Consider the following 13,107-nt stretch of genomic DNA (forward strand, 5'->3'; position numbering starts at 1 on the left):
TTGACTGGGTCGCCGTGGGCCGAAGCCCGGTGCGGGTGATCCGGGCGGCTCATGGACACAGGACCGGCCGACCACCCCGTGGAGGATCCATGACCGACCGTGGAGGATCCATGACCGAGCAGGCTCCCCCTCAGGCACCGCGGGTGGAGGTGACCCCCGCCGCCGCCGATCTGATCCGGCGGCTGCGGGCGGAGCACGGGCCGCTGATGTTCCATCAGTCGGGCGGCTGCTGCGACGGCAGCGCGCCGATGTGCTACCCGGACGGCGAGTTCCGTACGGGCGGTTCGGACGTCCTGCTCCAGTCCCTGGAGGTCGAGGGTGTGATCGAGCCGGTGCCCTTCTGGATGTCGGTGAGCCAGTACGAGGTGTGGAAGCACACCCGGCTCATCGTCGATGTGGTGAAGGGACGCGGCAGCGGTTTCTCCCTGGAGGCGCCCGAGGGGGTGCGCTTCCTGATCAGGTCACGGCTGGTGGGGACATAGCCCCCGGGTCACGGTCTGAGGCTGCTGACCACCCCGGCCGTCGCGGAGATCCCGTTCGCGATGGTCGGCGCCATGCTCGTGCCCGCGAGGAAGAACCCGAGCAGGACGCAGACCGTCGCATGCGAGAGCTTCAGCCCGCCGGTGCGCACGAAGATCACCGCGAGGATCACCAGAAGCAGCACCACTGAGATCGAAATGGCCATCGACAAACCTCCTCCGCCGCACCGGAATCGCGGCATTCGGCCGCCAGTGTGGCGGAGGAGGAGGCCCGTACCCCCGACTGGCGTGTCCGCCGTACGGGTGGTTGACGACGGATGCTCCTGGCTACGGGCGATCCCCGCGCAGGAAACGTTCGAGGCCCGCAAGGTCGTCCGTATTGACGTGGTCGACCCCGGCGGCGAGCAGTTCGGTCCAGACGGCGTCCCGCTCGGGTCCCGCCACGTCGGGAGTGGCCCAGAACCGTACGCGCTGTCCGCGGCCATGGGCGGTGGCGACGATACGGCGCAGTTCGGCACGCTCCCGCGCGGGGAAGGCGCCCACGCCCTGCCAGCCGAAGCTCTGGGTCCAATTGGAGCTGATGAGCGGGACGAAGGACGCCGGGGCGGTGGTGCCGAGGTCGTCGAGCCGCCCGTCGTAGAACGCGTGCCGCACCCGCTGTGCCTCCATCGGCGCGCGGGCCGCGCGGTCGCCCGAGATGACCGGGGTGACCGCGCCGGGGCGGACGGTGCCGTGTGCGAAGGTGCTCAGGAGGGAGCGGTACGGGGTCAGTTGGCGGTGGAGTTCGGCGTAGGCGGCGGCGCCGTCCGTCTTGATGTCGATGAGAAGCTGCACCGGACGGTGGTAACCCCGGTACACACAGCCGTGGTTGGCGCGTACCCGGGCGAGCAGCGGATCGAGGTAGAGCGTGCGGAGGGTACGGGCCGGGTCGAGACCGGCGGGCTCATGGGCGACGAGCAGTTCACCGTCGACCAGGAAGATGTCGGCCTCCACACTGGTGAAGCCGTGTGCCAGGGCGTCGTGCAGCGGTCGGGGGTGCAGATAGTCGTTGTGGGCGTGCGCCTGGCGCAGCGGCCCGGGTGTCCGGCCGGCCGGTGTACGGGTGGTGGCCTGGGCGTACGCGGGAGCGGCGAGGGCTCCCGCGATCGCGGCGGCGAGCGTGCTGACGGCTCTGCGGCGGGTGGTGCGGGCCATGATGCCTCCGGTGGACGCGGTGGGGCGCGGACGCGGACCAGGCGAGTATCCGCCCTGACACCCCCCGACCGGGGCCCTCCCGCGCAGAGTTCGTCGCCGCGCCACCTCTGGTTCAGCCACCTCCGACGGTGCCGGCGGTGCCGTTTGTGCCGGCGGTGCCATTTGTGCCGGCGGTGCCATTTGTGCGCGTACGTCAGAAGGGGCCTGTCCAGGGGTCCTGGCCGGGGCCGCTACCGGGGTCCCGGCAGACCCGCGAGCGCCGCCAGTGTCTCCTTGTGCCGGCCCGGTGAACCCAGCGCGATCTCATCGGACTTGGCGCGCTTGAGTGCGAGATGCGCGGGGTGTTCCCAGGTCATCCCGATCCCGCCGTGGAGCTGGACGCACTCCTCGGCGGCGTGGACGGCGACCCGTCCGCAGTACGCCTGGGCGAGGGCCACCGCGAGCGGCGCGTCGGCACTGCCGGTGGCCAGCGCGTCGGCCGCGTTGCGCGCGGCGGCGCGGGCCGAGACGATCTCCAGCCAGAGCTGCGCCATCCGGTGCTTGAGCGCCTGGAAGGACCCGACGGGACGGTTGAACTGACGCCGCTCACGGGTGTGTCCGACGGTCTCCTCCAGACACCACTCGGCGATCCCCAGCTGCTCGGAGGCGAGCAGCCCGGCTCCGGCCAGCAGCCCGCGGCGTACGGCGGCCTCCGCCACGGGCGGCGCGGCGATCCGCAGCCCCGCGGTGGGGCCGACGGTGACCGCGGCGAGCGGCCTGGTCAGATCGAGCGGGGTCAGGGGCTCGACGGTCACCCCCGGCGAGGCCGTCTCGACCGCGTACAGCCCGTCGTCCTCCAGCACCAGCAGGACATCGGCGCGGATCGCGTCGGCGACACCGGTGATCGTCCCCGCGCCGACGGGGAGGGGGCCGTCCGGGGCGGTGGTGAGCGGTACGGCGAGCACCGCGACCCGGTGACCGTGGGCGAGCGCGGTGAGCAGCCCCGCGACATCCGTGCTCTCCGTGCTCTCCCCGTCGCAGGCGAGCAGCGTCTCGGTCGCGATCACCGAACTGGTGAGGAACGGCGCCGCCGTGACGGTGCGGCCCAGCTCCTCCAGTACGACGGCGGCCTCGCGCGGGCCCGCGCCCTGGCCGCCGAGCTTCTCGGGGACGAGCAGCCCCGACACCCCGATCCCCGCGGTGAGCGCGGTCCACAGTTCCGGGTCGTACGGGTCGCCTGACTCGGCGCGCAGCAGCGCCGCCGGCACATCGTGGCGGTCGGTCAGCAGGGACCGTACGGCCGCCCGCAGATCGTCCTCGATGTCGGAGTAGAGCAGATCGGGGGAAGCCTCGGGCATGCTCGACCGCGTCGTCATCGTGTCAGTTCCTTCCAGGCGACGTCCTTGTCGTCGCGCGGCTCGGGGGGCAGTCCGAGGACCCGCTCCGCGACGATGTTCAGCAGTACTTCGCTCGTACCGCCCTCGATGGAGTTGCCCTTCGCGCGCAGATAGCGGTAACCGGCGTCGCGTCCGGTGAAGTCCACCAGCTCGGGCCTGCGCAGGGTCCAGTCGGAGTACAACAGGCCTTCCTCGCCGAGGAGTTCGACCTCCAGTCCGCTGATCTCCTGATTGAGCCGGGCGAACGCGAGCTTCATTCCACTGCCTTCGGGACCGGGCTGCCCCGCGACGAGCTGCTGGCGCAGCCGCTCCCCGGTGAGCCGGGCCACCTCGGCCTCCACCCAGAGCGTGAGCAGCCGCTGATGCAGATCGTGGGTGCGCAGCTCGGGGCGCTCGCGCCAGGTGCCGACGAGCGGGCCGATCATGCCGCCCTCGCGCGGCAGCCGGGCGCCGCCGATGGAGACCCGCTCGTTCATCAGCGTGGTCCTGGCCACCTTCCAGCCCTCGCCCACCTCGCCCAGCCGGTGCGCGTCGGGGATACGGACATCGGTGAGGAAGACCTCGTTGAACTCGGCCTCGCCGGTGATCTGGCGCAGAGGCCGGACCTCGATCCCGGGGTCGGTCATATCGCAGAGGAAGTAGCTGATGCCCCGGTGCTTGGGCAGCTCCGGATCGGTACGGGCGAGGAGGATGGCCCAGCGGGCGAGATGCGCGCTGGAGGTCCACACCTTCTGGCCGTTGACGATCCAGTCGCCGCCGGCGGAGCCGCCTTCGCGTACGGCGCGGGTGGCGAGGGCGGCGAGGTCCGAGCCGGCGCCCGGCTCGCTGAAGAGCTGGCACCACACCTCCTCGCCGGTCCACAGGGGCCGCAGGAAGCGCTCCCGCTGTTCCCGGGTGCCGTACCGCAGGATCGTCGGCGCGGCCATGCCGAGACCGATGCCGATCCGCCGCGGCTCGTTGTCGGGAGCGCCCGCCGCGGCCAACTCGGCGTCCACGACGGCCTGGAGGGAGCGCGGCGCGTCCAGTCCGCCGAGTCCGGCCGGATAGTGCACCCAGGCGAGTCCGGCGTCGAAACGCGCCCTGAGGAAGTCGGTGCGGCCGGTGGCGGCCGGCGGGTGCTCGTCCAGCAACTTCCGGGTGAGGGAGCGCAGTCGGGCGGCGTCGGTCATCGGGTCGCGCCTTCCGGGAGGACCACGACCCGGCCGGTGGTGACACCGTCGGCGACCCGCTGGACGGCGTCGGCCGCGCCCTTCATTGGTACCCGCTCACTGATGAGCGGTTTGATCACGCCCCGGGCCGCGAGCGCGGTCAGCTCCTCGTGGCAGGCGGCCACCGCCGCCGGGTCCTCGCGCGCGTAGAGGCCCCAGTGCAGGCCCATGATCGAGTAGTTCTTCAGCAGCGCGTGGGTGAGGGCGGGGCTGGGGACGGCGCCGCTCGCGAAGCCCACGACGACGACGCGGCCCTCGAAGGCGACGCACTTGGTGGACCCGGCGAAGGCCTCGCCGCCCACCGGGTCGTACACGACATCCGCGCCCCGGCCGCCGGTGGCCTCCTTGACGGCCGCGACGAAGTCGTCCGTACGGCGGTCGACCACCAGGTCACAGCCCAGCTCGCGGGCCACCCGCGCCTTGTCCCGGCCTCCGACGACACCGATGACGGTGGCTCCCGCCGCCTTGCCGAGCTGTACGGCGGCGCTGCCGACCCCGCCGGCCGCCGCGTGGACGAGCAGGGTCTCCCCCGCCCGCAGACGCGCACGCCGGTGCAGTCCGAACCAGCCCGTCTGATAGCCGATGTGCAGGGCGGCGGCCTCGGCGTCGTCCAGGACCTCCGGCGCGGGGAACACGGCGGTGCGGTCGGCGATCGCGTACGCGGACAGACCGCCGTACGGCAGGGCGGCGGTGGCGATGACCCGTCGTCCGTCCTCGGTCTCCCCGCAGATCTCCACACCCGGGGTGAACGGCAGCGGCGGCCGTACCTGGTAGTGGCCGCGGCAGATCAGTACGTCCGGGAAGTTGATGTTCGCGGCCAGGACGCGCAACGGCACCTGGCCGTCGGCGGCCTCCGGACGCTCCACCTCTTCGAGCCGCATCACCTCGCCCGGCTCGCCGTTCCGGTGCACTCGCCATGCTTGCATCCAGGGCCTCCACACGATGGGCGGTACCGCACGTCGACCGCATACTAAGCGGTCGCTTGCCATCGTGGGAACAGCCGGACCACGGGTCTCCCGCTCCTGGCCCCGGGGCCCTGGCCCTTGGCCCCTGGCTCCTGGCTCCGATCCCCGGTTTTCCGGTCCCTGGTTCCGGGCGCCCGCTGAAGAGCCCAGGCCCGGCCCGGCGCCCGCGCCCGGCCGGTCCGGCGGTCCCGGTCACTCCCCCACGATCGCCCCGCCGGCCGCCCCGGTCACCCCGGTCACCCCGGCCGCCCCGCGCCGGTCACTCCGCGCTGATCTCGCGTATCCCCGGCCCGACGGGTTCCGTTCCGCCCGGAAAGATCGGCACCGGCCGGGTCCTGCGCAGATACGTCTCCGCGTGCCAGATCGCCTCGCGCGCGGTGCGCTGTCCCATGAGGACACAGAGGGTGTACGCGACATCCTCGAACCGCCCCCGGGTCGTCTCGTCGAGCGGGTCGGCGAGGACCAGCCGTTCCCACGCCCGGTAACGGGCCAGCAGATCAGCGACCAGATGTCTGTCCGGCAGCAGCATGTCCACCACCTCCCGCATCGCGCGCAGCGCGAAACAAGTCCCCAGAACGTCATTCTCCCCCTGCCGTGCCCGGTCCGCTCGGCGAAGGCCGGCGGACCGGGACGGACCCGCGGAGAGGGACCGGCCGGACCCGGGGTCACCCCTCCGGCGGAGCGGTCGCGCACGCACCGTACGACAGCTCCGGGCGCGGGCTCAGTCCTCCGGGCGGGCGCTCAGTCCCTCCGGGCGGGCGCTCAGTCCCTCCGGGCAGGGGCTCAGTCCCTCCGGGCGGGGGTTCAGTCCTCGCCCCGTGCCAGCGCCAGCAGCCGGTCCAGCACGCGCGGGGCGCCCGCGCGCAGGCCGTCGTGCTCGTACTCGTCCGTCACCCAGGTCCGCAGCCCGCGGATCGCCCGCGCGGTGCGCAGGGAGTGCTCCGTGTCGACGTACATGTCGTCGTGGTAGACGATGGCGGCGACCGGCACCTCGTTGGCGGCGAGCCGGGCGGTGTCGTAGAGGGCGGGCCAGTCGGTACGGGCGGCGAGCAGTCCGGCGGTCTCACGCAGCGGGCGCAGCGCGGGGTCCGCCTCGAAGTGCCAGGGGTGGATGGTCTCGCCGGTGAAGTACAACGGGCCTTCCCCCGCGAGTGTCTTGGCCGCGTCGAAGCGGGCGAACTCGCCGCGGACCCGCTCGGCCGCCCAGTCGGTGGGCCGGCCGTCCTGGGCGTAGATCGCCTCGTGGAGCACGGCGTACAGCGGGTGTCCCGCGTACGAGAGTGCCGACGCCACGCCCTCCTGGAACGCGTCGGAGAGCGCCGGGCCCCGGTCGGTGCGGACGAAGGCGTTCTCCAGCAGATAGTGGAGCTGATGGCTGCCGTCCCCGCCGCCGAGCAGGATGCCGAGGGACTGGAACGCCTCGGGGGTCAGGGTGTATCCGCCGGGGAGCACGGTCCGGTGCTCGGCGAGGTGCTCCGCGATCCGGCGCGCCCTGCCGATGTCCTGCGGATAACGGGCGTAGTGGGCCTCCACTTTGCGGGCGATCCGCGGATAGGCGGCGCGGTAGACCTCGTCGGCGGTGGCGTCCAGGGAGGGCAGTCCGCCGGTGATCAGTACGGTCCGCAGGCCCTCCGGGGCGGTGGAGAGGTAGTGGGTGGCGCAGAAGCCGCCGAAGCTCTGGCCGAGCACGGTCCAGGGGGCGCCACCGGTCAGCTCCCGCCGGACGGTCTCGCAGTCGCGCACGATCGAGTCGGCGCGGAAATGGGCCAGATAGCCGGCCTGCTCGCGGGGGCCGCCGCGCAGGGGCAGTGTCTGCCGGTTGGCCGGGGTGGAGAGACCGGTGCCGCGCTGGTCCAGGAGGAGCACCCGGAACTCCTGGAGCGCCCGGCCCAGCCAGGCCTGCCGTCCGGTGAACCGGCGGACGCCGAAGCCGGGACCGCCCTCCAGGTACAGCAGCCAGGGCAGGTCCGCGTCCGCCTTCGCGCTCGCGACGACCTCACGTGCGAAGAGCTCGATCCGCTCCCCCGACGGGTCGTCGTGGTCCAGCGGGACCGAGAAGTGGTGGTCGGTGAGGACGACGCCGGGCTGGCGGTAGCTGGTCACGGGTGCTCCTGTTCTCGCTCGCCCCCCGCCGGGGGCGGTCACGGCGGACAGTTCAGCACACGGGTCACGAGCGGTCGCGCGGGGCCCCGGCCGCTTCTAGCGTGAGGGAATGATCCGCTTCGAGGAGGTCACCAAGGTCTATCCGGACGGGACGGCCGCCGTACGGGATCTGTCCTTCGAGGTGGCCGAGGGGGAACTGGTGACGCTGGTGGGGCCCTCGGGGTGCGGCAAGACGACCACGATGATGATGGTGAACCGGCTGATCGAGCCGACCTCGGGCCGGATCCTCGTCGAGGACCGCGACATCTCGGGCGTCGATCCGGTCGCGCTGCGCCGCCGTATCGGCTATGTCATCCAGCAGGGCGGACTGTTTCCGCACCGGACGGTCCTCGACAACACCGCGACCGTGCCCGCCCTGACCGGCTGGAAGCGGGCGAAGGCCCGTGCGCGGGCGGCCGAGCTGCTCGACCTGGTGGGGCTCGACCCCGCCACCTACGGTCCGCGCTATCCGGCGCAGTTGTCGGGCGGGCAGCGCCAGCGGGTGGGGGTGGCGCGCGCCCTGGCCGCCGATCCCCCGGTGCTGCTGATGGACGAGCCGTTCGGCGCGGTGGACCCCGTGGTGCGCGAGCGGCTCCAGAACGAGTTCCTGAAGCTCCAGAGTGCCCTGCGCAAGACCGTGCTGCTGGTGACGCACGACATCGAGGAGGCGGTGCGGATGGGCGACCGCATCGCGGTGTACGGGGAGGGGCACATCGAGCAGTACGACAGCCCTGCCACGGTCCTCGGCGCTCCCGCGACCCCGTATGTGGCCCGTTTCGTCGGCGCCGACCGGGGGCTGAAACGGCTCTCGGTGACAGCCGTGGAACCGGCGGACCTGGAGGAGCCCCCGATCGCCAGGACCGATGAGCCGGCCCGGGACGCGGCGGCCCGGATGCGCGCCCAGGGGGCCCGCTGGGCCGTGGTCCTGGGCGCCGGCGGCGAACTCCACGGCTGGGTCGCCGCGGACACGCTGACCGAGGCGGGTGAGCGGGGTTCCGTCGGCGCCCTGACCCGCCGTATGGAGGCCTGGGTGCCGCTGGGCTCACCGTTGAAGCAGGCGTTCGGCGAGATGCTCCAGCACGACGCGGGCTGGGTGGCGGTCCTGGACGGGGAGCGCTTCCTCGGCGTCCTGACCCCGGCGAAGCTCCATGAGGCGCTGCGCCGTTCCGTGGACGCGGACGCGCGGGGTGTCGGCCGGAGCGAGGTGGACTTCGACTCGGTGTCGGACGCCTGAGGGCCGTCCCGTGACCCTTGGCGGCCCGGTTTCACCTGGGGCGGCACGCCGTCGCGTGGGGGGGCGCGGTGGCCCGCGAACAATTCGCTCGCCCGCCGAGCGTCCGGCTCTTAGCCTGGCCCGATGATCGATCACGGGCTTCTGGACGGGGCGGGGCGTCATGTCGTCCTGCGCGAGGTGGACGGCGAGAACTGGCGCGCCGTCGCGGACATCGCGCCGAGGGACGACCAGCGCGCCCGTGTCCCCGCCCTGGCGGCTCGCTACCTTCTGCTCTCGCTGTACGAGGACGTGTGGACGTCGCTCGCGGTGCACGCCGACGGCCTCGTCGTCGGACATGTCATGTGGGGCAGGGACGAGGACGGCTCGTACTGGGTCGGGGGGATGCTGATCGACGGCGCCGAGCAGGGCAGAGGGGTCGGACGCGCTGTGCTGCGCACCCTCGCCGGCTGGCTGGCGGCGCGGGAGGACTGCCAGGTGATCCGGCTGTCGTACCACCCCGGCAACACCGCGGCCGGACGACTCTACACCTCGCTGGGATTCCGGCCGACGGGGGCCGTCGAGGACGACGAGGTGGTCGCCGAACTCCGGGCGGGTGCGGTCGCCGCGACCGGCGGGGGCTGAGACCGGCGGGGGCTGAGACCGGCGGGGCGCGGGCCCGGTCAGCGCGGCTTCAGCGCGGCTTCCGGGCGAGTGCAGCGCGAGTTCAGCGCGAGTTCAGTGCGAGTTCAGGGCGACGGGAGCAGTCCCTTCGACGTCAGATACGCCCCGGCGACGTCCTCGGGCAGGCGTCGCCAACTGTCCACCTGCTCGTTCATCGACGCCAGGTCCCTGGTCGTCAGTACGGTGTTCAGCTTGTCCAGCGCCCGGGTGACACCCGCGGCGCCGGCCCGGGAGCGGTTGACGACCGGGACGATGTAGTCGGCGTTCTGGAGATGCTTGTCGTCGGCGAGGAGCACCAGGCCGAACTGGTCGAGCGTGGCATCGGTGGTCGTGGTCAGCACCATCTGGTCCTGGCCGTCCTGTACGGCCTTCTTGGCCGGCGTCGTGCCGACGCCCTTGGGGTCGACAGCGGTGATGTCGATGCCGTACGTCTTTCTCAGCCCCGGCTCGCAGTAGGGCCGCTCGACGCATTCGTCGCCCGCGGCCAGTCGCACGGGCAGCCCGGACGCGCCCAGGTCGCTGAGCGTGCGCAGCCGGTGCTTGGCGGCGTACGAGGCGGCGACGGCGAAGGCGTTCTGGTCGACGGCCCGGCCGGGGTCGAGGACGGTGAGCCCGCGCGGAGCGGCCAGCGCGCGCAGCGCCCTCATCGTCGCGGCCAGATCGGGCGAGCCGACGGGCCGGGCACCGGGGCCGTGGGCCCTGGTGTTCAGCCAGTCCGCGAAGGTGGCCGCGTACTCGGGGACGACATCGATCTGGCCGCTCTCCAGGGCCGGTTCGTAGATCTCCCGGTTGGTGACCGAGAGGATACGGGTGTGGTAGCCCGCCCGGCCCAGCAGGAGCGCGTACATCTGGGCGAGCAGATCGCTCTCGGTGAAGCCGGCCGAGCCGATGGTCAGATGGCTGCTGTCGCCGGGCGGCGCGGTGATCTCGCCCCGGTGCTCCAGGGACGGTCCCGTGGTGCAGGAGACGACGGTCAGCAGCAGGCCGACGGCCACGGCGGTACGGACCGTTCCCGTCCCGCGCCCCGTCCCGCGCCCCGTCCAACCGCTCGTCCGGCCGCTCATCCGGCGCCCTCCCTGGCCCACCGCGGGCTCAGCCGCCGCACCGTCTCGAACACCGCCTCGACCAGCAGCGCGAACACGGCCACGAGCACCGCGCCCGCGACCACCTGCGCGGTGTCCGCGAGATTGAATCCGGCGGTGATGATCCGGCCGAGCCCGCCGCCGCCCACCAGCGCGGCGAGCGTGGCGGTGGCCACGAGCTGTACGGCGGCGATCCGTACCCCGGTGAGGATCAGCGGCAGCGCGAGCGGCACCTCGACCCGCCGCAGGAGCTGACCGCCGGTCATCCCCATGCCCCGGGCCGCCTGTACGACATCGCGGTCGACCCCCCGTATCCCGACATAGGCGTTGGTGAGCAGGGGCGGGATCGCGAACAGCACCAGCGCGATGATCGTCGGCCAGTCCCCGTAGGTACCGATGGGGGTGAGCAGCAGCAGGACGAGGACGGCGAAGGTGGGGACGGCCCGCCCGGCGTTGGAGACATTGACCGCCAGGGCGCCTCCCCGGCCGAGATGGCCCAGCACCAGGGCGACGGGCAGTGCGACGGCGGAGCTGAGGGCGAGACAGACGACGGTGAGGAAGAGGTGCTCGCCAAGCCGGTGCCAGATGCCGTCGGGGCCCGACCAGTGCGCGGCGCTGGTGAGCCAGGACCAGGCGGCGGACAGTGTGTTCATGTGCGTGCCGCCCTCATCCAGGGCGTGAGCAGCCGCTGGAGTCCGAGCAGCAGCAGATCGGCGAGGACGGCGATGAGGACACAGAGGACGGAGGCGGTGAGCACCTGTGCCTTGAAGAAGGTGTTCATTCCGGCGTAGATGAGGTTGCCGAGCCCGCCGTGGCCCACGATCGCGCCGACGGTGACGAGCGAGACGGCCGAGACGGTCGCGATCCGCAGCCCGGCCATGGCAGCGGGCAGGGCGAGCGGCACCTCGACGGCGAGCAGCAGCCGCAGCGGTCCGTATCCCAGACCGCGCGCCGCCTGCCGGGTCTCCTCGGGCACCGCGCGCAGTCCGGCCAGCATGTTCCGTACGAGCAGGGTCAGCGAGTACAGCACCAGCCCGGCGACGACCAGCGAGGCCGACAGTCCGTAGAGCGGCAGCAGGAGGGAGAACATCGCGAGCGAGGGGATGGTGTAGAGGACGGTGGTGATACCGAGCACGGGTCCACCGAGCCAGCTCCAGCGGCGGGCCGCGAGAGCGAGGGGAACGGCGATCAGCAGGCCCAGGAGAATGGCGAGGAAGGTCAGTTCGAGGTGTTCGAGCACCGCGTTCCAGAGGATCTGGCGGCGGCTGGTGAGATAGGCGCCGCAGATCCACTCATTGCGCGCGAGGCAGTCGTCCGGAGGCGCGGTCACCCGTCCATTGCAGCCTCGCGGAACGGGTGACCGCGCGTCGTGTTGGACCGTACGGGGCCACGGGCCCGGCCATGCGTACGGCGCTACGGCGCTACCGCGTGACGGCGCTACGGCTTTACGGCTTTACGGCTTGACCGCGCTACGGCGCGGGCGGCCGGGCCGCTCATACCGTGACCGGCAGTCCTTCCAGCCCCCGGATGACGAAGTTGGGCTTGCGGAGGGGTTCCCCGGCCGGGCTCAGTCCGGGCGCGAGGTCGAGCAGCGCGGTCATGGACGCCGCCAGCTCGATACGGGCCAGCGGGGCGCCGATGCAGTAGTGGATGCCCGCGCTGAAGGAGATGTGGGGGTTGTCGCGGCGGGCCAGGTCCAGCTCGCCGGGGGCGCCGAAGACCGCCGGGTCGTGGTTGGCGGAGCCGAAGAGGAGCGCGACCTCGGCGCCGCGCGGGATGGTGGTGCCGCCGATCTCGACCGGTTCGAGCACCCAGCGTTCGAAGAGCTGGAGCGGTGTGTCGTAGCGCATCAGCTCCTCGACGGCGGTGGGCACGAGGGTCCGGTCGGCCCGCAGGGCGGCGAGTCGCGCGGGGTGGCGGAAGAGCGCGTGCCAGCCGTTGACGGTGGCGTTGACCGTCGCCTCGTGCCCGGCGTTCAGCAGCAGCGCGCAGGTGGCGACCATCTCGGCCTCGGTCAGCTTCTCCCCGTCGTCATGGGCGGCGATCAGCCCCGAGATCAGGTCCTCGCCCGGCTTCTCGCGCCGTACCGCGATCAGTTCCCGCAGATACGCGGAGAACTCCAGCGAGGCGGTGACCGCGCGGCGGGCCGTCTCCTCCGCCGGGTTCAGCTCGTACATCGCGCAGATCGCCGCCGACCACGGCCGCAGCAGCGGGCGGTCCGCGCCGGGGACCCCGAGCATCTCCGCTATGACGGCGACCGGCAGGGGCTCGGCGACGGTGGTCAGCAGATCGCCGCCGCCCTCCGCCACGAGCCGCCCGGCCAGTTCGGCCGCCAGGTCCCGCACATACGGCTTGAGCCGCTCGACCGTGCGCGGGGTGAAGGCTTTCGACACCAGCCGCCGGATACGGGTGTGGTCCGGCGGCTCCAGCTCCAGCATCCCGTGGTCGTTCAGCTCGTGGAAGGGTTCATGGCCGGGCGGCGGCGGGGTCCTGCCGAACTCCTCGTGGGTGAACCGGTGCCCGTAGGAACGGCCGAGCCGCCGGTCCCGCAGCAGCGCCGACACATCCGCGTGGTGCGGGACGAGCCACTGGTCGCTGGGCTCGTAGTAGTGCGCCCGGCCACGGGCCCGCAGCTCGGCGTAGGCAGGGTAGGGGTCGGCGAGGAACGCGGACGACGAGGGATCGAAGTCAGACATCCCAGGACGGTAACCGGCAGGTCGGACGGGGAACCAGAGGGGCGGGGGCCGCTCAGGGGAGCGGGACCTCG

At 72.5% G+C, this 13,107-nt stretch carries 14 protein-coding genes; 3 read left to right on the forward strand and 11 right to left on the reverse strand.

The features are described 5' to 3' along the window. Window positions 1-89: 89 nt before the first annotated feature. Complete coding sequence (locus ACFYYH_RS19320) at window positions 90-482, forward strand: DUF779 domain-containing protein (RefSeq protein ID WP_388552126.1); 393 nt, start codon at window positions 90-92, stop codon at window positions 480-482. An 8-nt stretch (window positions 483-490) separates the two neighbouring features. Here ACFYYH_RS19320 and ACFYYH_RS19325 read toward each other — a convergent pair whose 3' ends face one another. The 7 genes from ACFYYH_RS19325 to ACFYYH_RS19355 all read right to left on the reverse strand — a co-directional run bounded on the left by ACFYYH_RS19325 (window position 491) and on the right by ACFYYH_RS19355 (window position 7,325). Continuing rightward, the gene (locus ACFYYH_RS19325; RefSeq protein WP_388552128.1) at window positions 491-685 is read right to left on the reverse strand and encodes a hypothetical protein; all 195 of its coding nucleotides are present in this window, start codon (window positions 683-685) and stop codon (window positions 491-493) included. 121 nt (window positions 686-806) lie between these two features. Beyond that, a complete protein-coding gene (locus tag ACFYYH_RS19330) occupies window positions 807-1,673 on the reverse strand; it encodes a phosphatidylinositol-specific phospholipase C/glycerophosphodiester phosphodiesterase family protein (protein ID WP_388552130.1) in 867 nt (288 codons plus the stop codon). Window positions 1,674-1,903: 230 nt separating this feature from the next. After that, window positions 1,904-3,028, reverse strand: coding sequence for an acyl-CoA dehydrogenase family protein (locus tag ACFYYH_RS19335; protein ID WP_388552132.1), 1,125 nt, complete (start codon window positions 3,026-3,028; stop codon window positions 1,904-1,906). Continuing rightward, window positions 3,025-4,218 carry an acyl-CoA dehydrogenase family protein gene (locus tag ACFYYH_RS19340; protein WP_388552134.1) on the reverse strand — a complete coding sequence of 398 codons (1,194 nt, stop codon included), beginning with the start codon at window positions 4,216-4,218 and terminating at the stop codon, window positions 3,025-3,027. The genes ACFYYH_RS19335 and ACFYYH_RS19340 overlap by 4 nt, the downstream gene beginning before the upstream one ends. Beyond that, a complete protein-coding gene (locus tag ACFYYH_RS19345) occupies window positions 4,215-5,183 on the reverse strand; it encodes an NADPH:quinone oxidoreductase family protein (RefSeq protein ID WP_388552136.1) in 969 nt (322 codons plus the stop codon). The genes ACFYYH_RS19340 and ACFYYH_RS19345 overlap by 4 nt, the downstream gene beginning before the upstream one ends. Before the next feature lie 298 nt (window positions 5,184-5,481). Next, the gene (locus ACFYYH_RS19350) at window positions 5,482-5,751 is read right to left on the reverse strand and encodes a DUF5133 domain-containing protein (RefSeq protein ID WP_388552138.1); all 270 of its coding nucleotides are present in this window, start codon (window positions 5,749-5,751) and stop codon (window positions 5,482-5,484) included. A gap of 275 nt (window positions 5,752-6,026) precedes the next feature. Then, window positions 6,027-7,325, reverse strand: a complete 1,299-nt coding sequence (locus tag ACFYYH_RS19355; RefSeq protein ID WP_388552140.1) for an alpha/beta fold hydrolase — start codon at window positions 7,323-7,325, stop codon at window positions 6,027-6,029. A 109-nt stretch (window positions 7,326-7,434) separates the two neighbouring features. Between ACFYYH_RS19355 and ACFYYH_RS19360 the strand changes: the two genes are divergently transcribed. Together ACFYYH_RS19360 and ACFYYH_RS19365 are read left to right on the forward strand one after the other, a co-directional pair. Continuing rightward, complete coding sequence (locus ACFYYH_RS19360) at window positions 7,435-8,598, forward strand: ABC transporter ATP-binding protein (protein ID WP_388552142.1); 1,164 nt, start codon at window positions 7,435-7,437, stop codon at window positions 8,596-8,598. Between the two features lie 123 nt (window positions 8,599-8,721). Then, window positions 8,722-9,219, forward strand: coding sequence for a GNAT family N-acetyltransferase (locus ACFYYH_RS19365; protein ID WP_388552144.1), 498 nt, complete (start codon window positions 8,722-8,724; stop codon window positions 9,217-9,219). A 104-nt stretch (window positions 9,220-9,323) separates the two neighbouring features. Here ACFYYH_RS19365 and ACFYYH_RS19370 read toward each other — a convergent pair whose 3' ends face one another. The 4 genes from ACFYYH_RS19370 to ACFYYH_RS19385 all read right to left on the reverse strand — a co-directional run bounded on the left by ACFYYH_RS19370 (window position 9,324) and on the right by ACFYYH_RS19385 (window position 13,036). Further along, window positions 9,324-10,322 carry an ABC transporter substrate-binding protein gene (locus ACFYYH_RS19370; protein WP_388552146.1) on the reverse strand — a complete coding sequence of 333 codons (999 nt, stop codon included), beginning with the start codon at window positions 10,320-10,322 and terminating at the stop codon, window positions 9,324-9,326. Beyond that, the gene (locus ACFYYH_RS19375) at window positions 10,319-10,993 is read right to left on the reverse strand and encodes an ABC transporter permease (RefSeq protein WP_388552149.1); all 675 of its coding nucleotides are present in this window, start codon (window positions 10,991-10,993) and stop codon (window positions 10,319-10,321) included. Before ACFYYH_RS19375 ends, ACFYYH_RS19370 begins: the two co-directional genes overlap by 4 nt. Continuing rightward, the gene (locus ACFYYH_RS19380) at window positions 10,990-11,670 is read right to left on the reverse strand and encodes an ABC transporter permease (protein ID WP_388552152.1); all 681 of its coding nucleotides are present in this window, start codon (window positions 11,668-11,670) and stop codon (window positions 10,990-10,992) included. Before ACFYYH_RS19380 ends, ACFYYH_RS19375 begins: the two co-directional genes overlap by 4 nt. A 163-nt stretch (window positions 11,671-11,833) precedes the next feature. After that, window positions 11,834-13,036 (reverse strand): cytochrome P450, encoded by a 1,203-nt coding sequence (locus ACFYYH_RS19385; protein WP_388552155.1) that lies wholly within the window; start codon window positions 13,034-13,036, stop codon window positions 11,834-11,836. Window positions 13,037-13,107 lie beyond the last annotated feature (71 nt).

The sequence above is a fragment of the Streptomyces sp. NPDC002018 genome, from assembly GCF_042890865.1.
Lineage (GTDB): Bacteria > Actinomycetota > Actinomycetes > Streptomycetales > Streptomycetaceae > Streptomyces.